Source organism: Micromonospora sp. NPDC049230 (genome assembly GCF_040647875.1).
Lineage (GTDB): Bacteria > Actinomycetota > Actinomycetes > Mycobacteriales > Micromonosporaceae > Micromonospora.
Window position 1 is genome coordinate 38,595 of the sequence record NZ_JBEZCZ010000015.1, and the last position, 20,889, is coordinate 59,483.

A 20,889-nucleotide genomic window follows, 5' to 3' on the forward strand; every position below is an offset into this window, starting at 1 on the left:
CGGGGTGTAACACGCCACGACGAGAATGGCCGCTGTGGTCAAGTACCGCGGCGACGTCAAAGATGTGCACGTGATCACTGACCGATCGTCCTCCGACGCCTCGCCACCCGACGCCGAGCGGCTCCGGCTCGCCCAGGCGGACTCGGGGGAGCAGGACTGGCGCGCATGGGGTCCCTATCTGTCCGAACGGGCGTGGGGGACGGTACGGGAGGACTACAGCGAGCACGGTACGGCCTGGGACTACTTCCCGCATGACCACGCGCGGTCCAGAGCCTACCGGTGGAGCGAAGACGGGATGGCGGGCGTCTGCGACGAACGACAGACTTTCGCCTTCGCCCTGGCGCTGTGGAACGGCAAGGACCCGATCCTCAAGGAACGGATGTTCGGCCTCGGCGGCGACAGCGGCAACCACGGCGAGGACGCGAAAGAATACTGGTGGTATCTCGACTCGACCCCAACGCACTCCTGGATGCGCTGGCGTTACCACTACCCGCAGGCCGCCTTCCCGTACGACGAACTCGTCGCGGTGAACGCGTTGCGCGGCCGCGACGACACCGAGTACGAGCTTGTCGACACCGGCATCTTCGACGACGACAGGTACTGGGCGGTGACCGTCGACTACGCCAAGGCGTCCCCGACCGACCTGTGCATGGTGATCACCGTGGCCAACCGGGGCGACCGGGCGGCGACCCTGCACGTGCTGCCCACCCTGTGGTTCCGCAACACGTGGGCGTGGGGCCTGCCCGGTGGTGACCGCATCCCGAAGCTGACCGGCCAGGGCACCCGACTCGTCGGCGAGCACCGGGTGCTCGGCCAACTGCTGTTGGAGGGTGACGGCGGGCCGGTGCCGCTGCTCTGCGACAACGACACCAACGCCGAACGGCTCTGGGGTCTGCCCGGCCGCTCGCCGTACCCGAAGGACGGCATCAACGACCACGTGGTCAACGGCGCGGCCACCGTCAACCCCGCGCGGGAGGGCACCAAGGGCGCGCTGCACTACGTGCTCGACGTGCCGGCCGGCGGGCAACGCCAGATCCGGCTGCGGCTGACCCGCACCGCGTCGCCGCCGGCCGCCGCGCCGCCACCCCCGGCCGACCTCAGCGAGGGCTTCGAGGCAGTGGTGTGGGCGCGGCGGGCCGAGGCGAACCGTTTCTTCGCCGGGGTGATTCCACCGGCCGCCACCCCGGACGAGGCGCTGGTGGCCCGGCAGGCCATCGCCGGGCTGATGTGGGGCAAGCAGTTCTACCACTTCGACGTCAAACGCTGGCTCGACGGCGACCCGGGCTCGACACCGCCGGCCGGGCGACGGCACGGGCGCAACAGCGCCTGGTGGCACATGACCAGCTTCGACGTCATCTCCATGCCCGACCCGTGGGAATACCCCTGGTACGCGGCCTGGGACCTGGCCTTCCACTGCGTCAGCATCGCCCGGGTCGATCCGGGCTTCGCCAAGGACCAACTGCTGCTCCTGCTGCGCGAGTGGTACCTGCACCCCAACGGGCAGATCCCGGCGTACGAGTGGGCGTTCGGCGACGTGAACCCGCCGGTGCACGCCTGGGCGGCGCTGAAGGTGTTCGAGATCGACGGGGGTCAGGACTACGAGTTCCTGGGCCGGGTGATGCACAAGCTGCTGCTCAACTTCACCTGGTGGGTCAACCGCAAGGACACCGGCGGCAACAACGTCTTCGAGGGCGGCTTCCTCGGGCTGGACAACGTCGGGCCGTTCGACAGGTCGGCGGCGCTGCCGGTGGCGGGTGTGCTGGAGCAGTCCGACGGCACCGGCTGGATGGGCATGTACGCGCTCAACCTGCTGGACATGGCCATCGTGCTCGCCGAACACGACAGGACCTGGGTGGACACCGCCACCAAGTTCTTCGAGCACTTCGCCTACATCGCCGCCGCCGCGTACGAACAGGGGTTGTGGGACGACGAGGACGCGTTCTTCTACGATGTGCTGCGCCTCGCCGACGGCACGAAGGTGCCGTTGAAGGTCCGTTCCGTCGTCGGCCTGCTGCCGTTGGCCGCTACCACCCGGCTCACCGCGAAGACCCTGCACCGCCTACCGGAGTTGGGCGCGCGGTTGCGCTGGTTCCTCACCAACCGCCCGGAGTACGCCCAGGTGATCGGCGCCCGCCGACTGGGCCCGGACGGCCGGCAGCAGCGACTGCTGTCCATGGTCGGGCCGGAGCAGGTGGTCCGACTGCTCGCCCGGATGCTCGACCCCGACGAGTTCCTGTCCGACTTCGGCCTGCGTACGCTGTCCCGCGCACATCTGGACAAGCCGTTCTCGGTCACCCTCGGCGGCCAGGAGTTCTCCGTCGGCTACGAGCCGGCCGAGTCGACGAGCGGCCTGTTCGGCGGCAACTCCAACTGGCGGGGTCCGATCTGGATGCCGACGAACTTCCTGCTGATCAGCGCACTGCGTGACTACGCGGCGTTCTTCGGCGACGACCTCCAGGTGGAATATCCGACCCGGTCCGGGGTGAAGCGCACACTCGACGAGATCGCCGACGACCTCTCCGCCCGGTTGATCTCGCTCTTCACCCAGGACGACTGGGGTCGGCGGCCGATCTACGGTGCGGCTCAGATGTTCCAGACCCACCCGGACTGGCGGGACCTGATTTCCTTCCCCGAGTACTTCCACGGCGACAACGGGGCCGGCCTGGGCGCCTGGCACCAGACCGGCTGGACCGCCCTGGTGGCCGACCTGATCCTCACCCTGCGCCGCTGACCCCGTCCCGCACTTCCGCCCTGCGGGTGTGCACGGGCCGCGCACCTCGATCCGCTGCCCCTTTGGGCATGATCGCGCTCGATCCATGTTGTAGTGGTGTTGCTGGCGTTGGGAGGCCACTCGATCCTGGATCGAGCACGATCATGCGGGCGGCGGGAGTGACGAGTCGTCATCACGTTGAGGGTGAAATATTCCTAATGGCACCGCGGTGCCTCCGCTGGCCTTACGGGCGTAAGCTTACGCGGTGACCACACCGAGAACGCGGGCTCGCAACAAGCGCGGCGAAGGCGCGCAGTTGCGCGAGGAGATCATCAGCGCCGCCGGCAAGCTGCTCGACGGCGGCGACCCGCAGAGCGTGACGTTGCGGGCGGTGGCCCGGGAGGCCGGCATCTCGGCACCGTCGATCTATGCCCACTTCCCCGACCTGGACTCGATCCTGCTCGTTGTCGCCCAGCGCGCGTTCGCCGCCCTGGAGCAGGAGCTGACCCGGCCGGACGACGCGGATCCCGCCGTGCGGCTGCGGGCGATCAGCGCGGCCTACCTGACCTTCGCCGAGCGTCAGTCTCACCGGTACGCCCTGATGTTCGGGGCGGTCTGGGATGCCAGCCAGGCCCGCGATCGCACCCCGGCGCTGGCGGATGACCTCGCCGTGCTCGGCATGGGAGCCTTCGACGTCTTCCACCGCACGCTCGTTGAGTGCGTCGCGAAGGGACTCTCGACAAGTGCGGATCCCTTCGCCGACGCGACGGCCCTCTGGGTGGGGCTGCACGGGTACGCGCAGCTCCAGGTGGCGACGCCGCTGTTCCCCTGGCCGCCGCGCCTGCGAGATTCCCTTGTCGACCGGTTGGCGTTGCTGGTCTGAGGACGCCCACACAGTCGCCAATCCGTCACCAGGCGACTACGTCAGGTGTCCGCCCGTACGCTCGACTGCGTGCCCGGACCTGCCGAGAAGGCCACCGAACAGGACCGGCGTGACCTCATCGTCACTGTCGCGCGGGAGTTGGCTGAGACGGAGGGCTGGGCGGGGGTGAGCACCCGACGGCTCGCCGAGCGGGCCGAGGTCGACGTCGGTGACCTCTACCGGCACTTCCCCGATCTTGAGGCGCTCCTCGCCGCCGTCGCCGTCTGCGCCTTCGCCGATCTGGCCGCCGATCTGGCCGAGGCGCACGCGGAGGCCGCCGGCAGCCCCGAAGGGGCCTGGCCGGCGGTCGCGAGCGCGTACCTCGACTTCGCGTACACCAATCCGGAGGTCTATGACGCGATGCTCGCGCTGACCCCCGACCTGGCGCTCGGCGTCGATGGTGTTCCGGCCGCGCCGCGGGCGGTCTTCGCCGAGCTGCGCGCGGCCCTGACCCCGCTGGCCGAGGGCCGCGACCCGGACACCCTCGCCGAGGTGGGTTGGAGCCTGCTGCACGGCGTGGTGATGCTCACCCGGGGCGGTCGGCTCCGACCCGAGGGGCAGGAGGAACGGGAGGCGTTGATCGCCCAACGGCTGCTGCGCTGGCCGTGACGGGCGGCGTGCTCAGTTGAGGGGCTCGCGGTCGTGAGGCCCCTTGTCGACAAAACGAAACGTAGTGCCCAGCGGCGCGTTGCCCAACTCCTTGAGGATCAGACCGTTGCCGGCGAGGTGCTGAAGGAACCGGTTCTCACTGCGGATCGCGTACGTGCCGCCGGCCTGGGCGAGGATGGTGAACCGCTGGATCGGGTCGTCCACGTCGCAGACGGCGGCGTCGATGGTCAGCTCGGGCTCGATGTCCAGAGCGTTCACCGCCCAGCAGGACGGGTCGTCGTTGGCCGGGTGGTCATCCTTCGTGCCGAAAGCCTTGATCACGTACCTGTCGTCGCCGATCGGCACCGGAACGAACAGGACGCGTCCGCCGGTGTCGCCGCCCTCCTCAAGCCGGCCGCTGAGCTCCAGTGCGTCGCCGGACCCCTGCACCCGCAGCATCGAGATCTCGCGCTTGCCGGACAGCAGGGGATCTGTCGCGGTCGTCGGTGACGGCTTCCCCGCCGGGGGCGTCGGCGTGCCCGCCCCGGCGCCCGACGGCGTCGGCGTGCCCGCCCCGGCGGTCGGTGCCTTGTCGGCCCCGCACGCCACCAGCGCACCGGTGCACGCCAGCAGCGCCGCGCCGGCAACCCACTTCATCCTGATCACGTCGTGCTCCTCATGAGCTGTCCCGAACCTCGCGGTGGCCAAGAACCCATTTGCCCTCAAGACGAACGCCGGGCCGAGGCAGTTCACGGAAAAGCCCGAAACCCGGCGTCGATCTCCCGCCTATCCTGTCCCTTCGACCGGACGGCGACAGCACGGGGAGGCGAACGGTATGACCGACGGCGGGGCGGCGCGACGACAGGCGGAGGTGTTGATCTTCGATGCGGACGACACGTTGTGGGAGAACAACGTCGTCTTCGAGCAGGTGATCAACGATTTTCTGGAGTGGCTCGACCATCCCACACTGGACCGCACGGAGATCCGGCTCATCCTCGACGACATCGAGCGGGCCAACACCGTGGCACACGGCTACGGCAGCAAGGTCTTCCTGCGCAGTCTGGCGGAGTGCCTGGAACGGCTGCGCGAGCGACCGGCCACCGACTCCGAGCGGCAGGAGATCGAACGACTGGCGGTCGCCCTGGTCGAGCACCAGGTGGAGCTGATGCCCGGGGTGGCCGACGCGCTCGACGAGCTGGCCGGCCGGCACGAGTTGTTGCTGCTCACCAAGGGGGACAAGGCGGACCAGCAGCGCAAGCTGGACGCCTGCGGGCTGCTGCACCACTTCCGGGCCGCGCACATCGTCGCGGAGAAGGATGTCGAGACGTACCGGTGGTTGATCCGGGAACACCGTCTCGACCCGTCGCGCGCCTGGATGATCGGCAACTCCCCGAAGTCGGACATCCTGCCGGCACGCGCGGCCGGGCTGAACGCGGTCTTCATCCCGAACGAGAACACGTGGGTCCTGGAGAACGACGAACTGGACCCCACCGACGCCGGTGTGTTGCGCCTCGCCGCGTTCCGCGACCTGCTGCGGCACTTCTGAGCGTACTGAAAGCGAACAGCGTCAGCGATCATGGTCGCGTTACGCCGACTTGCCTGTTTTTTACCCTGGGGTCAGTCGCGCCGTCGGTCGCCCCGCGCGGCTTGTCCGCCCGGTTCGGACCGGCCTAGCCTGGGCCGGCGCTCACGGCTCGGCGGGGTACGCGCCGTAAGCGCCGGCGTTCGGCGGTTGGCACCGTGGAGCTGAGTGCCGGAGCTGTCCGCTCCCATCCGGACGGCCGAGGGTCAGGGCCGGGTAGTTGCGGACCCGGCCCTGACCCGGCCACGAATCGACCGGACCCGGTGCGCGGGACAGACCGTAGGCCGGCTCGACTGTCAGGATGACCGGATGAAGCGCAGATCCCTCCTGCTCGGCGCCGCCGCCGGTCTGGCGGCGCCGACCCTGCTCGCGTCGACGGCTCCCGCGCTCGGCGCGACCCGGCCGCCGCCGTCCGGAGGCACCACCCCACCGGCTCGCCGCAGTCCCCGGCCGAGCACGCCGCGCCCCAACCTGGCCGCCCGGTTCACCACCCTGCCACCGCAGACCCAACAGGTGATCGTGGTGGGCGCGGCCAGCTACACCACCAGCTACGCCACCCTTGAGGCGTACGCGCGGATCCGGGGCCGCTGGCAGCCGGCCTCGGCGGCGTTGCCCGCCCGCATCGGCAGCAGAGCGCGACCAATCCGGGTGGGGCCAGCGAGGCGCTGTGGCAGGAGATCCCGTCGTACACGCACTTCGCGGTGATCACTTACAACATGCCACCGAACGTGCCGACCCCGATCCCCAACGCGGGCAGCGGCATCTTCCTGCACGAGTTCAGAGTCAGCGCCGGCAACGCCACGGCCGGCTGTGTCTCGCTCGCCCACGACCACCTGGTCGGCGTGCTCAACTGGCTGGACCCGGCGCTCTCGCCGCGCATCGTGCTCAGCCCGTACGCCCAGCTCGAACGGTACTGATCAGGGGCCTGCCCTCAGGAGGCCCCGCCGCGGACGATCGACACCGCCACCCGGCAGAACTCGTCCATGTCCGGGTTGAACCCGGCCGCGATGTCGGGATGCAACCCGGAGCGGGTCTCCTCCAACAGTCGCTGGCAGACCTGCTCGACCGGCTCGCCACCGTAGTGGGCGCGGACCCGGTCGGTGGCAGCCTGAAGCGCCGAGGTCAGTTGCTCCTCCAGCGGGCCGCGCAGCTTCTGCTGCACAGGGTCGAGCCCGCGTGGATCGAGCGTGACATGTGGCTCCGACATCGGTGCTCCCTTCGTCGGCGTCCGCGATACCCCACCGCGGTCGTCGGTCAAACCCCGTCCGGCACGGCGGCGACCCGTACCTGGTAAGAAAAGTCCTCCGCCGGCTCCTCGTGGTACGACAGTCGGCGGATCTGTCGGTCGTCGTCGTAGAGGGCGACGTCCACCAGCACCCCGAGGTGGCTGAGGCCGATCGACGTCACCCGCCTCTTGTCCTGCAACACGGCGCAGACGCCGCCGAGCAGGGTGCTGGCGTCGGCCGTGCGGTGCCCGGGCGGGCACCGCAGGACCAGATCCACGGCGACCGGCCCGCGCAACGGCGTCCAGCCGGTGTGCTGAGCCGCCGTGAGAGCGGCGTGGAGCAGGGCGCGGACCCTCGTCGCCTGCCGATGCCCGGCCGCGAAGATGGACAACGCTTCGGTCTTGACCGGTGGCAGGCCGCTCACCTCGAACGTCAGGGCGAGAGCGCGGGTGTCCTGCACGACGGCACCTCCTCGTTGGGACGATCCTGCCGAACCGGGGGAGCGGCGGTGGGACGTTCCCGCGATTACCAACCGATCGGGCAGGCATGGGGGTCGGCCGGAGGCGTGTCGACGGCGGCGGCGAGCGCGCTGGCTGCGGCGTTACGAAAACGCTAGTCGATGCCGCCCGCGCCCGGTAGTCGGCCGGTCATCCGATGGGGCGCGGCGGAAAGGCGCAGAACTCGTTGCCCTCCGGGTCGGCCAGCACCCACCAGCGGGCCTGCGCGTGGGGCTCCCGCAGCAGCGTCGCACCCGCGTCGATCAGCGCCGTGGGCTCCGGGTCGACGATGTCGACGTCCCAGTGCAGCCGGTTCTTGACCGTCTTGGGCTCGGGCACCCCGGCGAAGACCCAGGAGTCCCAGGGGAACCCTGTCGCGCCGGTGACCCACGCGTGGTTCGGCTCGTCCTCGACCGTGCCGCCGACCACACCGGCCCACCAGGTCGCCTGCGCGACCGGGTCGGCCGAGTCGACGACCAGCTCGAACGGGCCCGGCGCGGTGCCCTCGCGAGCCGGGAAGGCACAGAACTCGTTGCCGTCCGGGTCGACGAGCACCCACCAGGTGGTCTCGCCGGCCGGCTCCCGGACCAGCCGTGCGCCGGCCGCGAGCAACGCCGCCGGGTCCGCGCCGGCCAACCGCAGATCCAGGTGTACGCGGGTCTTGCCCAGCCGCGGTTCGGGCACCTTGTTCACCCAGATCGACTCGGCGTCCGAGCGTGCCGAGCGGGGGTCCACCCGGGTGTCGTCCTCGCCGGCGTCGGCCACCTCACCGTCGAGCACCCGGGCCCAGAACCCGCCCAGGGCGAGCGCGTCGGTGGCGTCCAGACAGAGATCCTTGAAGCGCGCGATCGTCATCCCAGCATTCTTAAGCCGCAACGCCGCTGCGTCAGGTGGATTTTGGACAGCTTCCGTCCGGACAGAACGGAAACCGTCCAAATTCCCAGGCTCGGTTGACCGAGCCTACGTTCAGTGTTGCTTGGCGTACGCGACGAACGCCTTCCAGGCCGTCGGGTCGACGTGCAGGGTGCCGCCGTCGCGGTCCTTGGTGTCGCGCACCAGCACCACGCTCGGCAGGTTGTCGGCGACCTCCACGCAGGCTCCGCCGTTGCCGCCGGACCGGGTCGACTTCCGCCACTGAGGGGTCAGCATGTCCATGACTTCGCCACTTCCTTGATCAGCTCGGTTGACTGCCGGCGGGGGAGCGCCTCGTTGCGCACGATCTCCCACGTCTTCGCCAGCTTAGCGACCTCGGTCGGTGCGTCGACGATCTGCGCGGTCAGTTGGTTGTCCGCATAGGCCACCCGCTCACCGTCGGGCATCTCGGCGATGATGAACTGTCCGCCCATCCCCAGATACATCCCCGCATCCACCGGCACGATGTGCACCTGGATGTGCTCCGCCGTCGCCAACTGCACCAGGTGCTCGCACTGCTCGACCATGAGCCCCGGCTGGTCGAGCACCGGCCGACGCAGCACCGCCTCGTCCAGCACGGCGATGAGCTGCGGCGGACGCGGGCGTTGCAGGATCGCCTGCCGCTCCAGTCGGGCGGCGACGATCCGGTCCACGTCCTCGGCGTCGAACCGGCCACCGGCCAGTGTGGCCCGCGCGTACCGCTCGGTCTGGAGCAGACCCGGCACGTACGCCAACTCGAACCAGCGCAGCGTGGTCGCCTCCCGCTCGAACTCGATCCACTCGCGCAGCCAGGCCGGCTCGGCGTCGAGTCGGCCCAGCTTCTCCACCATGCGTTGGAAGCGTCCAGCGGTCGGGTGGTGGGTGTCGATGGCCCGCGTGTACTCCTTCGTGGGCGCCCGTCCGCCGGTCTCCACCGAGCTGACGTGTGAGCCGGAGTAGCCGATGCTCCTGCCGAAGTCGTCCTGACTGAGCCCGAGCGCCGTACGGAACAGGCGCAGCTCCTCCAACACGTAATCGGTGACGTTGCCCATCGAATCCCCAATCCCTGCCCAACCTGAACCGGCGTGTCCTTCGTGGCTGCTCGACCGGGCCGTTGACCTGCACGGATGCCGCGAGCACGTATCGACCGTAGTCGGCTCATCGCAAACTGTCACCAGTGGCGGGCTCGCTGGTGGCCGGGGATGGCGGCGGCGGGCTCTGCCCGGGCCGCTCCCGTCACCCCCTTGCGGGAGCGGCCCCTTCCCGCCCCCGAGGAGGTCGATGTGCTGAGCCCGACAGATCACCACCACAGCACGCGGTGGCGGTGATGGTGGTCCGGCCGCCCGTCCCGCACGTCGCCATGCGTCCGCTGTGGCGTTGCCGTAGCTGCGGCAGCGAATGGCCCTGCCAGCCGGCCAAGCTCACCCTGCTGTCGGAGTACCGGTCCAACAGGATCGCGCTGCTCATCTACCTCGGTACCCTCATGAGCGAGGCGACGGCCCAGCTCACCCAACTCCACCCGGACCACCCGCCGGCCAGGATGACCGAGCGCTTCCTCTCCTGGGCGAGAGCCCGGGGCTGACGTCGCTCTGTTCGTGCCGTCGGGCGGGTTCCCGCGTGGGCGGGAAGACGAGTGGATCAGGTTCGGGGCCCCGGCGTGCGGCGTGGGGTGACGGCGGCGGCTCGTGGCGCGGACTTCCGCTGTGACAGCCAGGTTTCGCGACTTCGCGGGTGGGGCAGAGTAGCCGCACAGAGCATCCGGACCACGGCGTTTTCGCAGCTCGTCGGCTCGGAGTGGACTCGCCGTGCGCCGGGGCACGGATGCCCTCCCCGGTTTTCCGCCGAAGAGAGGGGGAGGGCGATGACGGACCCCGAAACGGCTCGACACCGACGCCGGCCAATTGTGCGGCTGGGGGCGGCGGCTGCCGCGTTGGCGCTTGTCGCACCGCTCGCCGCGTGCGGCGCGGACGACGATGGCGGCCCACCGACGATCAACCTGTACTACCCGCCCGAGCAGAACCTGCAAAAGGTCGTCGACGACTGCAACGCGAAGGCCCAGGGGCGCTACGAGATCGCCTACCAGGTGCTGCCCCGGCAGGCCGACGACCAGCGGGTGCAGATGGTGCGCCGGCTGGCCGCCGAGGACAGCGGAATGGACCTGCTCGGACTGGACGTGACCTGGACCCAGGAGTTCGCCAGCGCCGACTGGATCCGCGAGTGGACCGGCCAGGACAAGGCCGAGGTCGAGCAGGGCACCCTCGCCGGGCCGCTGGACACCGCCCGCTATGAGGACAAGCTGTACGCGGCACCGAAGAACACGAACGTCCAACTGCTCTGGTACCGCAAGGATCTGGTGCCGCAGCCGCCGACCACCTGGGACCAGATGATCAGCGCGGCCCAGCAACTCAAGGACCAGGGCAAGCCGTACCAGGTGCTCACCATGGGCGCCCAGTACGAAGGTCTGGTCGTCCTCTACAACACCCTGGCCGAGAGCGCCGGCGGAAAGATCCTCAGCGACGACGGCAAGAAGGCCGTGATGGACGACGGCACGGTCCGGGCGCTGGAGCAGCTGAAGAAGTTCGCCACGTCGGGCGTGACCTCGCCGTCGTTCAGCAACGCCACCGAGGACCCGGTCCGGTTGGAGTTCCAGTCCGGCTCCGGCGCGTTCCAGGTGAACTGGCCGTTCGTCTACCCGGCCCTTCAGGAAGCCAACCCGGAGCTGGCCAAGCAGGTCGGCTGGGCCCGGATCCCCGGCATCGACGAGGGCACCCCGAGCAAGGTCACCATCGGTGGGGTCAACCTGGCGGTCAGCTCCTACTCCGAGCACCCGGAGCTGTCCTTCGAGGCGGCCCGGTGCCTCCGCAGCGCCGAGCACCAGAAGTTCTCCGCCATCAACGACGGCGTGCCACCCACCATCGAGGCGGTCTTCGACGACCCGGAGATGACCGAGGCGTACCCGATGAAGGACACCATCCTGGAAGAGCTGAAGGAGCCGGCGACCCGTCCCCTGACACCGGCGTACCAGAGCATCTCCACAGTGATGTCGGCGATCCTGTCGCCGCCGTCGGCGATCCGTCCCCAGCAGACCGCCGACGAGCTGCGCGGCGCCATCGCCGACGCCCTCCAGTCGAAGGGTGTGCTGCCGTGAGCGCGAGGACTGAGCCGGGCCTGCGAGCCCCGCAGTCGCGAAGGAAGGTGCTGCCGTGAGCATCAACGCCACGCCGACCGGCGCCGATGTCGCCGTCGAGGAGACCCGTGCGCCCGCTACCGTGCCCACCCAACGCGGGGGCGGTCGCAAGCCACAGTTGAGCGCGAACAAGAAGGCCGAACGCAGGTTGGGTTGGCTGCTCTGCGCACCTGCCGCGCTGGTCATGATCCTGGTGACCGCGTACCCGATCATCTATTCGGTCTGGTTGTCGTTGCAGCGCTACGACCTGCGCTTTCCCGATCAGCGTGAGTTCATCGGGCTGGACAACTACGTCACAGTGCTCAGCAACGAGTTCTGGTGGACCGCGTTCGGGGTGACCGCGTTGATCACGGTGGTCACCGTGGCCGTCGAGTTGGTGCTCGGCATGGGTCTGGCGATCATCATGCACCGCACGCTCGTCGGTCGGGGCATCGTGCGCACCTCGGCGCTCATCCCGTACGGGATCGTCACGGTGGTCGCGGCGTTCTCCTGGCGGTACGCCTGGACGCCCGGCACCGGCTACCTGGCCGACCTGTTCACTGCCGGCGCGCCCCTCACCGAGCGGGCCAGCTCACTGGCGATCATCATGCTCGCGGAGATCTGGAAGACCACCCCGTTCATGGCACTGCTGCTGATGGCCGGGCTGGCGCTGGTGCCGGAGGACCTGCTCAAGGCGGCCTCCACCGACGGTGCCACCGCCTGGCAGAAGTTCACAAAGGTGATGCTGCCGGTGATGAAGCCGGCGATCCTGGTCGCGCTGCTGTTCCGCACCCTCGACGCGTTCCGCGTCTTCGACAACATCTTCGTGCTGACCGCCGGTGGCAACGAGACGTCATCGGTGTCGATGCTCGCCTACAACAACCTGATCCGGGGCCTCAACCTCGGCATCGGCTCGACGATGTCGGTGCTGATCTTCATCAGCGTGGCGATCATCGCGTTCATCTTCGTGAAGCTGTTCGGCACCGCTGCCCCCGGCAGCGACGACGGGGAGAGGCGCTGACATGGCTGTCGAAACCACCACCCGGGCGAAGCTGCGCTGGGGTCTGCTGGACGTCGTCGTGGTCGTCTTCGCGCTCGTCCCGGTGCTGTGGATCGCGTCGCTGTCGTTCAAGACGCCGGCCACCCTCACCGACGGGAAGTTCATCCCTCGGGAGTGGACGCTCGACAACTACAAGACGATCTTCGACACCGACCAGTTCGTCAGGGCACTTGCCAACTCCATCGGCATCGCCCTGATCGCCACGCTGATCGCCGTGGTGCTCGGCGCGATGGCCGCGTACGCGATCAGCCGGCTCGACTTCCCCGGCAAGAAGGTGCTGGTCGGCGTCTCCCTGCTGATCGCGATGTTTCCGCAGGTGTCGCTGGTGTCGCCGCTGTTCGAGATCGAGCGGACGATCGGCATCTTCGACACCTGGCTCGGGCTGATCGTTCCGTACATCACCTTCGCGCTGCCGCTGGCGATCTACACGCTGTCGGCGTTCTTCAAGCAGATCCCGTGGGACCTGGAGAAGGCGGCCAAGATGGACGGCGCGACCCAGGCCCAGGCGTTCCGCCGGGTGATCGCGCCACTGGCCGCGCCCGGGTTGTTCACCACGGCGATTCTGGTGTTCATCTTCTGCTGGAACGACTTCCTGTTCGCCATCTCGCTGACCTCCACCGAGCGGTCCCGCACGGTGCCGGCGGCGCTGTCGTTCTTCACCGGCGCGTCGCAGTTCGAGGACCCCACCGGGGCGATCTGCGCTGCCGCCGTGGTGATCACCGTACCGATCGTCCTGTTCGTCCTCTTCTTCCAGCGCCGCATCGTGTCCGGCCTGACCTCCGGCGCAGTCAAGGGATAGGTGGGTAGTCATGGCTGACATCGTGCTCGACAAGGTGAGCAAGAGTTTCCCGGACGGGACCGTCGCCGTGCAGGACGTCGACCTGGAGATCGCCGACGGCGAGTTCGTGATCCTGGTCGGCCCCTCGGGCTGCGGCAAGTCCACCACCCTCAACATGATCGCCGGCCTGGAGGACATCAGCTCCGGCGAGCTGCGCATCGGTGGCCAACGGGTCAACGACAAGGCCCCCCGGGACCGGGACATCGCGATGGTGTTCCAGTCGTACGCCCTCTACCCGAACATGACAGTGCGGGAGAACATGGCGTTCCCGCTGCGCCTGGCGAAGCTGGACAAGGAGACCATCAACTCCAAGGTCGACGAGGCGGCCAAGGTGCTGGAGCTGACCGCACTGCTGGACCGCAAGCCAGCCAACCTGTCCGGCGGGCAGCGCCAGCGGGTGGCGATGGGCCGGGCGATCGTTCGCCAGCCCAAGGCGTTCCTGATGGACGAGCCGCTGTCCAACCTCGACGCCAAGCTGCGGGTGCAGATGCGTACTGTGGTGTCGCGGTTGCAGAAGCAGCTCGGCACGACCACCGTCTACGTCACCCACGACCAGACCGAGGCGATGACCCTCGGCGACCGGGTGGTGATCATGCGCGGGGGCGCGGTGCAGCAGGTCGGCCCTCCGCAGGAGCTGTACGACCACCCGCGCAACCTCTTCGTGGCCGGCTTCATCGGTTCTCCGTCGATGAACTTCCTGCACGCGGCCGTGCAGGACGGCGCGCTGCACACCGCGTTGGGTGACGTGCCGCTCGGCGACCGGATCCGCCGCGAGTTGGAGGCGGCCGACGCGCCGCGCGAGCTGATCCTCGGCATCCGCCCCGAGCACTTCGAGGACGCCGACCTTGTCGACGACGACACCCGTCGCCGGGGCATGGAGTTCGAGGCACCTGTCGACATCGTCGAGTCGATGGGCTCGGACAAGTACGTCTACTTCACGGTGGAGGGTGAGAAGGCCACCGCCGCCGAGCTGGAGGAGCTGGCGGCCGACGCCGGTGCCGCCGACTTCGCCGGTGGCGGCGGCAACCTGGTGACCCGGCTGTCCGCGGAGTCGCCGGTCGCCGAGGGAGAGTCGCGCCGGGTCTGGTTCAACCTGGAGAAGATCCACCTGTTCGACCCGGCCACCGGCCGCAACCTGACCCTGCGCGAGGGGCGGGCGGCCGGCGCGCTCGCCGACTGACGGCACCGCATCGCGTCGATCTCGCACTTCCTGTCGCCGATATAGGACGGAATGCTCCCATCTGCCGGGACAGGAAGTGCGAGATCGACGGGCGCGGGCGCGGGCGCGGGGTGTGGTGTGTGTTCTGCGGGTTGGGGTTTGTCGTGGGAAGGTGTTTGGGTCGCTTCGTGAGGCGGGGGGCGGAATGGACCGACGACTGACCGCGCTGGCCAAGGTGCACGGCGTGTCCACCTGGTATGAGGACTGGCGGCAGCGCCGTGTCGAGGTCGCACCGGAGACCGTGGTGGGCGTGCTCGGCCTGCTCGGCGTGGACGCCACCAGCCCGGCGGCCATCGCCGACGCGCTCGCCGCCGCCCGTGCGGTCGACCGCAGCGCGCTGCCGGAGACTGTCGTGCTGACCCACGGCGCCACCCGGGCACTGCCCGGCCCCGGGGTCGTGACCCTGGAGGACGGTGGACGTCGCGCGGTCGACGGTGAGCTGCCGGCGGACCTGCCGCTGGGTTGGCACCGGCTGGCCTGCGCCGGCCGGGACGTGACAGTGGTGGTGGTGCCTCGCCGGCTGCCCGTGCCGCCGCGCACCTGGGGCTGGATGCTCCAGCTCTACGCGCTCACCTCGGACCGCTCCTGGGGCATGGGCGATCTCGGCGACCTCGCCGAGTTCACCGACTGGGCCGGTGCCACAGGTGCCGGGCTGGTGCTGCTCAACCCGCTGCACGCGGTCGGGCCCGCGCACCCGGTGGCCGCATCACCGTATTCACCCGCCAGCCGCCGCTTCGTCAACCCGCTCTACCTGCGGGTCAACGACACCGCCGCGTACCGGGCGGCGGATCCGGCGACCCGGGCGGTGGTCGACGCGCTGCGCCCCGACCGTGGTGACCTGATCGACTACGACGAGGTGTGGACGGCCAAACGGCACGCCCTGGAGTTGCTGCACCCGTACGCCCAGCCGGTCGACCTCACCGCGGACCCGGCGCTGGCGAGCTTCGCCACCTGGTGCGCCCTGGCCGAGCGGCACGGCAACGACTGGCGGGCCTGGCCGACGGAGCTGCACCACCCCGACGGCCCGGCGGTCGCCGAGCAGCGCCGCCAGCTCGCCGACCGGGTGGCCTTCCACGCCTGGCTGCAACACCTGTGCGACGAACAACTCGACGCCGTCACGGCGGCCGCCCGCGCGGCCGGGATGCCGGTCGGTGTCGTGCACGACCTGGCCGTCGGCATCGACCCGGGCGGCGCGGACGGCTGGCAGCTCGCCGACGTGCTGGCCCAGGGCGTGCGGGTCGGCGCCCCACCCGACGACTTCAACCAGCTCGGCCAGGACTGGGGGCTCGCCGCCTGGCGCCCGGACCGGCTCGCCGCCACCGGGTACGCGGCGTACCGGGACATGCTGCGCCGGACCCTGCGGCACGCGGGCGGCCTGCGGGTCGACCACGTCGCCGGCCTGTGGCGGTTGTGGTGGGTGCCGCCGGGCGGCGGGGCCGCCGAGGGCACCTACGTCCGCTACGACGCCGAGGCGATGCTCGGCATCCTCGCCCTGGAGGCGCACCGGGCCGGCGCGGTGGTGATCGGTGAGGACCTCGGCACCGTCCAACCCGCGGTGACCCGGGGCCTGCGCGGGCGCAACATGCTCGGCTCGACGGTGCTGTGGTTCGCGCGCGACGGCGAGGGTGACTTCGTCCCGCCGGCCCGGTGGCCGCGCAACGCCCTCGCCACGATCTCCACCCACGACCTGCCGACCGCACCGGGCTTCCTGACCGGCGAGCACGTGCGGGTCCGCGACGACTTGAAGCTGCTCGACACCGACGTGGCGGTGGAGCGGGCCCGCGCCGTCGCGGACCGGGAGCGACTGCTCACGATGTTGCGGGCCGAGAGCCTGCTGCCCGACCCGGCTGCGCCGGCCGCACCAACCGACCCGGCCGCGCCGGCCGTGCCAACCGACCAGGCCGCCCTGCCCGTGCCGACCGACCCGGCGCGGAGCGAGCTGGCCGACGACGGCGAGGTGGTCGTGGCGATGCACGCCGCGCTCGCGGCAAGCCCGGCCCGGCTGCTCGGCGTCTCCCTCTACGACGTGCTGGGCGAGGTACGCCAGCCCAACCTGCCGGGCACTGTCGACGAATACCCGAACTGGCGGTTGCCGTTGCCGGCCACCGTGGCGCAGATCCGGACGGACCCGCGGGTGGCCCGGGTCGTCGACCTGCTCAGCACGGCACGCCCACGATCGGGTGACGGGCGACCGGCACGCCCACCATCGGGTGACGGGCGACCGGCGCGCCCACCCGAGGGCTGACGCCCGACCGGGCCAGGCCGGACCCAGGCCAGGCCCGACCGGACCGAGCCCGGCCAGAGCTGGCCAGGTCGGACCATGGCCAGGCCGTCGCCGGTGATCGGCGGTCAGGTCAGCCAGTCGAACCGGGGAGGTAGCCCGAGGAAGTCGGCGTAGCGCTCGAGCGCCTGCTCGACACGCGCCCGTTCGACGGTCGCCGTCGGTGTCAGCGGCTGGATCGTGATGGTCACCGCGGCCCGGCTGACCTTGCGCTTCCACACGCCCACCACCCGGCCGGCGCGGACCACGGTGGCCTGGAAGATGCCGTTGTTGCCAGGCACCACGGCCGCCCGGTGCGCCGGGTCGAGCATGAGTGTGCGGTCGCGGTAGCCCAGCAGATACTCGTCGAAGCCGGGCAGCGCCACCACGTCGTCCAGCGGGGTGCGCGGCGCGTCGGCCAGCGCCGCGTCGATGTGCATCGGCTCGCCGTCGACCCGCACCGGGCTCAGCACGTCGCCCGCGGCGGCCAGCCCGCGTCGGGCGTCGGTCAGGGTGAGGCCGCTCCAGCCGGCGAACTCGCGGTCGGTGACCGGCCCGTGCCCGCGTACGTAGCGGTGGGCGAGCAGGGCCAGCGCCTCGTCTCGCTCCAGCTTGCGGGCGTCGGGCGCCCACTCGTCGAGCAGGGCGAAGGTCTGGTCGGTGCCGACGTTCGGTGCCACACAGGTCACCCCGCGCACACTCGCATACCAGAGCAGGTGGTAGCCGCGTTGACCGTCGGTGCCCAGGCCGGCGTCGCGCAGGGTCGCCAGGCACTCCGCCCGGGTGAGTCGGCCGCCGCCGGCCAACGCGGCGCCGAGGACGTCGACCGCCCGGTCGGCGTCGGCCTCGGTCAGCCCGAGCTGCGCCCGGCGGGTCGCCGCGCCGGCAAGCGAGCGAACGCCGGTCAGCTCCAGCATCCAGCGGGCGTCGGCGGGTGGGACGAGGTGCACGGTGCCGCGCATCGGCCAGGTGCGCAGCGCCTCGCGTCGCTCCAACGCCGCCCGCACGTCCGGGAGAGCCTGGCCGGGCAGCCGCGCGCCCAGTGACCACAGGCCGCTGGCCAGATCCTGTGCCTGCATCGCGCCGAACCACTCGACCACCTCGGCGACGCCGGCGGGTCGGGTGCTCGGGTGCGGGCGCAGCAGGAGGCTTGTCATCCGCAGGGCCAGCGCGTCGGCCGCGCTGAGGTCGGCAGGCATCGGGCGGTCCCTTCCCAAGCTGGACGGACAGCCTAGAGCCGCTGGCTGGACAGCCAGCCTAGAGCGGGCCACCGACACGTCCGCGACGGGAGGCGTAAGGGCTGTCGTCGGGGGAAAGCGGCACGCGCGAGTGCGCGCACCGCGCGTACGGAAGGGACTCTCATGACTGCCGCAAGCGAGCCGGTCCGGGGTGCCGGCGCACCGGCCGGATCCCGGAGCCATCGGGGGGACGTCCGCGCCAAGACGAGCGCCGCCGCCACCTTCGCCCTGGTGTTCGGAGTGGCCGGGTTCTTCAGTGTGTTGACGGCGATCCTCGCCTGGCTGGGGCTGGTCCTCGGCATCATCGGGATCATCCTCGGCATCGTCGGCCTCAAGATGGCACGCCGACCCGGGGTCACCGGGCGTGGCGTGTCGATCGGCGGCCTGGTGCTGAGCATCCTGGCCGTGCTGATCGGCCTCGGACTGGCGGCGGGCATCTCCACGTTCGTCAACAACGAGAACGCGGTGGACCGGCTCCAGACCCAGGTCGACAAGCTGCGCGACAAGCTCGACTGACGCCGGTCGGCGGCACACCCGGCCGCCACGGCCCGCGGCCCCAGTAGGGTGGGCGGCGTGCTCCGCCAGGTCACCGCGATCCGTTACGTCACCCCGCTGCGCGAGGGTGGGTCGCTGCCGGGCGTGGTGGAGGCCGACGACCTGGGCACGTACGTGGCGAAGTTCCGGGGCGCCGGCCAGGGGCCCAAGGCGCTGATCGCCGAGGTGATCTGCGGCGAGTTGGCCCGCCGGCTGGAGCTGCGGGTGCCCCCGCTTGTCGTGCTCGACATCGACCCGGTCATCGGGCGGGCCGAGCCCGACCAGGAGGTGCAGGAGCTGCTGCGCAACAGCGGCGGCGCCAACCTGGGGATGGACTTCCTGCCCGGGGCGCTGGGTTTCGACCCGTTGGCGCACCCCGTCGACCCGGTGCTGGCGTCCCGGGTGCTGTGGTTCGACGCGTACGTGGAGAACGTCGACCGGAGTTGGCGCAACCCCAACCTCCTCGTCTGGCACCGGGAGTTGTGGCTGATCGACCACGGCGCGTCGCTCTACTTCCACCACAACTGGCCGCGGGCCGAGGCGGCCGTGCACCGTGCCTACCGGGCCGAGGACCATGTGTTGGCGCCGTTCGCCTCCCGGCTGGCCGACGCCGACGCCGAGCTGGCTGCCCGGATCACCCCGGACCTGCTCACCGAGGTGTTGGCCCTGGTGCCGGCGGAGTGGCTGACCGCCGCCGACTTCGAGACGGCCGACGACGCCCGCGCCGCGTACCTGCGACACCTGTCCCGCCGGGTCGCCCGCACCGCCGACTGGCTGCCGCAGGGGAGCGCGGCATGAGGCAACCCTTCGAGTACGCGCTGATCCGGCTGGTGCCCCGCATCGAACGCGGCGAGCAGATAAACGTCGGGGTGTTGCTCTACTGCCAGCAGCGCGATTTCCTGGCCGCGCGTACGCACCTGGACGCCGACCGCGTCCGCGCCCTGGCGCCCGACGTCGATCTGCCGGCGGTGGCCGCGGTGCTCTCCTCCTGGGACCGGACCTGCTCCGGCGACGGGCCGGCGACCCGGATGCGGCTCGGTGAGCGGTTCCACTGGCTTGCCGCTCCGCGCAGCACGATGATCCAGACCGGGCCGGTGCACACCGGGCTCACCGCCGATCCGGCGGCCGAGCTGGACCGGTTGATGGCAGCCCTGGTCCGCTGAGCGGAGTCGGCCGACGGCAGTGCTCAGGCGGCCCCCTGATCGCGCTACGCCAGCGTCGTTGGTGGCGGAGCGCGATCCCCCGTTCAGGTGCTCGGTGCGGGGCGGCGGCTGGTTCCCGCCGGCACCGGTGACATCAGGATCGCCGTCCGTACGCGTCGGGGGACCGAAACAGTCGGGAAGTTGCGGAAAACTTGAGCCGGACGGACCGGAACGGGCCCGTGCGCCCTGCCGTTAGAGGTCGCCCCCAGCGGGTAGTCGCGGGAGCTGACCCGAGACGAGAAGGGGAACATCTGATGGCTGCCCAGACCAAGGTAGCGGTGATCTACTACAGCGCCACCAGCATCACGTACCAGATGGCGCAGGCCGTCTGCGAGGCCGCCGGAGATGCCGGCGCGGACGTGCGCCTGCGCAAGGTGCGCGAGCTGGCGCCGGACGAGGCGATCCGCTCCAACTCCGGGTGGCAGGCGCACCACCTGGAGACCCAGGACGTGCCCGAGGCGATGGTCGACGACCTGTCCTGGGCCGACGTGGTGATCATGGGTGCGCCGACCCGGTACGGCATGATCGCGGCCCAGCTGAAGCAGTTCATCGACACCACCGGCCCGCTCTGGGCACAGGGCGCGCTGGCCAACAAGGTCTACGCGGCCTTCACCTCGACGGCGACCGTGCACGGCGGGCAGGAGACCACCCTGACCTCGCTGTTCAACGTCTTCTACCACTGGGGCGGGGTCGTGGTCGCCCCCGGTTACACCGACACCAGCCAGTTCATCGCCGGCAACCCGTACGGCGCCTCGCACACGAGCAACAACGGGGAGATCGCCCCGGACGCCGTGGCGCTGGGGGCCTGTGCGCTCACCGCACGACGCGCGGTGCTGCTGGGCGCCGCGCTGAAGGCGGGCATGGCCGGCTGACGGCGCAAGCGACCGGTGGCACGGGCGGGGGCTCTCGGCCCGCCCACGCCACCGGTCGCCATTCAGCCCTACCCCGGTGGCCGG

The 20,889-nt window shown here is 70.5% G+C and carries 23 protein-coding genes; 16 read left to right on the forward strand and 7 right to left on the reverse strand.

Features of this window, described 5'->3' with window-relative positions; all coding sequences use genetic code 11:
- The first annotated feature begins 25 nt into the window (after nt 1-25).
- The 3 genes from AB0A95_RS15365 (at nt 26) to AB0A95_RS15375 (ending at nt 4,241) form a co-directional block, all read left to right on the forward strand.
- Entirely contained in the window at nt 26-2,731 is a 2,706-nt protein-coding gene (locus tag AB0A95_RS15365; protein WP_357556362.1) for a glucosidase, read from the forward strand.
- Nucleotides 2,732-2,975: 244 nt separating this feature from the next.
- Entirely contained in the window at nt 2,976-3,593 is a 618-nt protein-coding gene (locus AB0A95_RS15370; RefSeq protein ID WP_357556363.1) for a TetR/AcrR family transcriptional regulator, read from the forward strand.
- 69 nt (nt 3,594-3,662) lie between these two features.
- The gene (locus tag AB0A95_RS15375) at nt 3,663-4,241 is read left to right on the forward strand and encodes a TetR/AcrR family transcriptional regulator (RefSeq protein WP_357556364.1); all 579 of its coding nucleotides are present in this window, start codon (nt 3,663-3,665) and stop codon (nt 4,239-4,241) included.
- 12 nt (nt 4,242-4,253) lie between these two features.
- On the opposite strand, the gene AB0A95_RS15380 is transcribed toward AB0A95_RS15375, so the two are convergent.
- Nucleotides 4,254-4,886, reverse strand: coding sequence for a hypothetical protein (locus AB0A95_RS15380; protein ID WP_357556365.1), 633 nt, complete (start codon nt 4,884-4,886; stop codon nt 4,254-4,256).
- Nucleotides 4,887-5,055: 169 nt separating this feature from the next.
- Here AB0A95_RS15380 and AB0A95_RS15385 point away from each other — a divergent pair, with 169 nt between their 5' ends.
- The 3 genes from AB0A95_RS15385 to AB0A95_RS15395 all read left to right on the forward strand — a co-directional run bounded on the left by AB0A95_RS15385 (nt 5,056) and on the right by AB0A95_RS15395 (nt 6,719).
- On the forward strand, nt 5,056-5,766 hold the full coding sequence (locus AB0A95_RS15385; RefSeq protein ID WP_357556366.1) for an HAD family hydrolase: 711 nt from the start codon (nt 5,056-5,058) through the stop codon (nt 5,764-5,766).
- Nucleotides 5,767-6,111: 345 nt separating this feature from the next.
- Entirely contained in the window at nt 6,112-6,507 is a 396-nt protein-coding gene (locus tag AB0A95_RS15390) for a hypothetical protein (protein WP_357556367.1), read from the forward strand.
- The gene (locus tag AB0A95_RS15395; RefSeq protein ID WP_357556368.1) at nt 6,504-6,719 is read left to right on the forward strand and encodes a hypothetical protein; all 216 of its coding nucleotides are present in this window, start codon (nt 6,504-6,506) and stop codon (nt 6,717-6,719) included. The genes AB0A95_RS15390 and AB0A95_RS15395 overlap by 4 nt, the downstream gene beginning before the upstream one ends.
- A 14-nt stretch (nt 6,720-6,733) precedes the next feature.
- Here AB0A95_RS15395 and AB0A95_RS15400 read toward each other — a convergent pair whose 3' ends face one another.
- The 5 genes from AB0A95_RS15400 to AB0A95_RS15420 all read right to left on the reverse strand — a co-directional run bounded on the left by AB0A95_RS15400 (nt 6,734) and on the right by AB0A95_RS15420 (nt 9,468).
- The gene (locus tag AB0A95_RS15400; RefSeq protein WP_357074436.1) at nt 6,734-7,009 is read right to left on the reverse strand and encodes a hypothetical protein; all 276 of its coding nucleotides are present in this window, start codon (nt 7,007-7,009) and stop codon (nt 6,734-6,736) included.
- A gap of 47 nt (nt 7,010-7,056) precedes the next feature.
- Nucleotides 7,057-7,488 (reverse strand): hypothetical protein, encoded by a 432-nt coding sequence (locus AB0A95_RS15405; RefSeq protein WP_357556369.1) that lies wholly within the window; start codon nt 7,486-7,488, stop codon nt 7,057-7,059.
- A gap of 187 nt (nt 7,489-7,675) precedes the next feature.
- A complete protein-coding gene (locus AB0A95_RS15410; protein WP_357556370.1) occupies nt 7,676-8,380 on the reverse strand; it encodes a VOC family protein in 705 nt (234 codons plus the stop codon).
- Between the two features lie 111 nt (nt 8,381-8,491).
- Nucleotides 8,492-8,674 (reverse strand): DUF397 domain-containing protein, encoded by a 183-nt coding sequence (locus AB0A95_RS15415; RefSeq protein ID WP_091405267.1) that lies wholly within the window; start codon nt 8,672-8,674, stop codon nt 8,492-8,494.
- Complete coding sequence (locus AB0A95_RS15420; protein WP_357556371.1) at nt 8,668-9,468, reverse strand: helix-turn-helix transcriptional regulator; 801 nt, start codon at nt 9,466-9,468, stop codon at nt 8,668-8,670. Before AB0A95_RS15420 ends, AB0A95_RS15415 begins: the two co-directional genes overlap by 7 nt.
- Nucleotides 9,469-9,743: 275 nt before the next feature.
- On the opposite strand from AB0A95_RS15420, the gene AB0A95_RS15425 reads away from it, so the two are divergent.
- The 6 genes from AB0A95_RS15425 (at nt 9,744) to malQ (ending at nt 16,944) form a co-directional block, all read left to right on the forward strand.
- Nucleotides 9,744-9,998 carry a flavin reductase gene (locus AB0A95_RS15425; RefSeq protein WP_357556424.1) on the forward strand — a complete coding sequence of 85 codons (255 nt, stop codon included), beginning with the start codon at nt 9,744-9,746 and terminating at the stop codon, nt 9,996-9,998.
- Nucleotides 9,999-10,277: 279 nt separating this feature from the next.
- The gene (locus AB0A95_RS15430) at nt 10,278-11,564 is read left to right on the forward strand and encodes an ABC transporter substrate-binding protein (RefSeq protein WP_357556372.1); all 1,287 of its coding nucleotides are present in this window, start codon (nt 10,278-10,280) and stop codon (nt 11,562-11,564) included.
- A gap of 55 nt (nt 11,565-11,619) precedes the next feature.
- The gene (locus AB0A95_RS15435) at nt 11,620-12,603 is read left to right on the forward strand and encodes a sugar ABC transporter permease (RefSeq protein WP_357556373.1); all 984 of its coding nucleotides are present in this window, start codon (nt 11,620-11,622) and stop codon (nt 12,601-12,603) included.
- A gap of 1 nt (nt 12,604) precedes the next feature.
- Nucleotides 12,605-13,441: a carbohydrate ABC transporter permease gene (locus AB0A95_RS15440; protein ID WP_357556374.1), complete on the forward strand. Its 837-nt coding sequence runs from the start codon at nt 12,605-12,607 to the stop codon at nt 13,439-13,441.
- A 10-nt stretch (nt 13,442-13,451) separates the two neighbouring features.
- The gene (ugpC, locus tag AB0A95_RS15445) at nt 13,452-14,660 is read left to right on the forward strand and encodes a sn-glycerol-3-phosphate ABC transporter ATP-binding protein UgpC (RefSeq protein ID WP_357556375.1); all 1,209 of its coding nucleotides are present in this window, start codon (nt 13,452-13,454) and stop codon (nt 14,658-14,660) included.
- Nucleotides 14,661-14,844: 184 nt separating this feature from the next.
- Nucleotides 14,845-16,944, forward strand: coding sequence for a 4-alpha-glucanotransferase (gene malQ, locus AB0A95_RS15450; protein ID WP_357556376.1), 2,100 nt, complete (start codon nt 14,845-14,847; stop codon nt 16,942-16,944).
- 104 nt (nt 16,945-17,048) lie between these two features.
- On the opposite strand, the gene AB0A95_RS15455 is transcribed toward malQ, so the two are convergent.
- Nucleotides 17,049-18,158 (reverse strand): winged helix DNA-binding domain-containing protein, encoded by a 1,110-nt coding sequence (locus AB0A95_RS15455; protein WP_357556377.1) that lies wholly within the window; start codon nt 18,156-18,158, stop codon nt 17,049-17,051.
- A gap of 162 nt (nt 18,159-18,320) precedes the next feature.
- On the opposite strand from AB0A95_RS15455, the gene AB0A95_RS15460 reads away from it, so the two are divergent.
- From AB0A95_RS15460 to wrbA, 4 genes are all read left to right on the forward strand, one after another.
- Nucleotides 18,321-18,713 carry a hypothetical protein gene (locus AB0A95_RS15460; protein WP_357074476.1) on the forward strand — a complete coding sequence of 131 codons (393 nt, stop codon included), beginning with the start codon at nt 18,321-18,323 and terminating at the stop codon, nt 18,711-18,713.
- A 57-nt stretch (nt 18,714-18,770) separates the two neighbouring features.
- A complete protein-coding gene (locus AB0A95_RS15465; protein WP_357556378.1) occupies nt 18,771-19,529 on the forward strand; it encodes a HipA family kinase in 759 nt (252 codons plus the stop codon).
- Nucleotides 19,526-19,894, forward strand: coding sequence for a DUF3037 domain-containing protein (locus tag AB0A95_RS15470; RefSeq protein ID WP_357074482.1), 369 nt, complete (start codon nt 19,526-19,528; stop codon nt 19,892-19,894). The genes AB0A95_RS15465 and AB0A95_RS15470 overlap by 4 nt, the downstream gene beginning before the upstream one ends.
- Before the next feature lie 293 nt (nt 19,895-20,187).
- Nucleotides 20,188-20,805: an NAD(P)H:quinone oxidoreductase gene (gene wrbA / locus AB0A95_RS15475; protein ID WP_357556379.1), complete on the forward strand. Its 618-nt coding sequence runs from the start codon at nt 20,188-20,190 to the stop codon at nt 20,803-20,805.
- Nucleotides 20,806-20,889 lie beyond the last annotated feature (84 nt).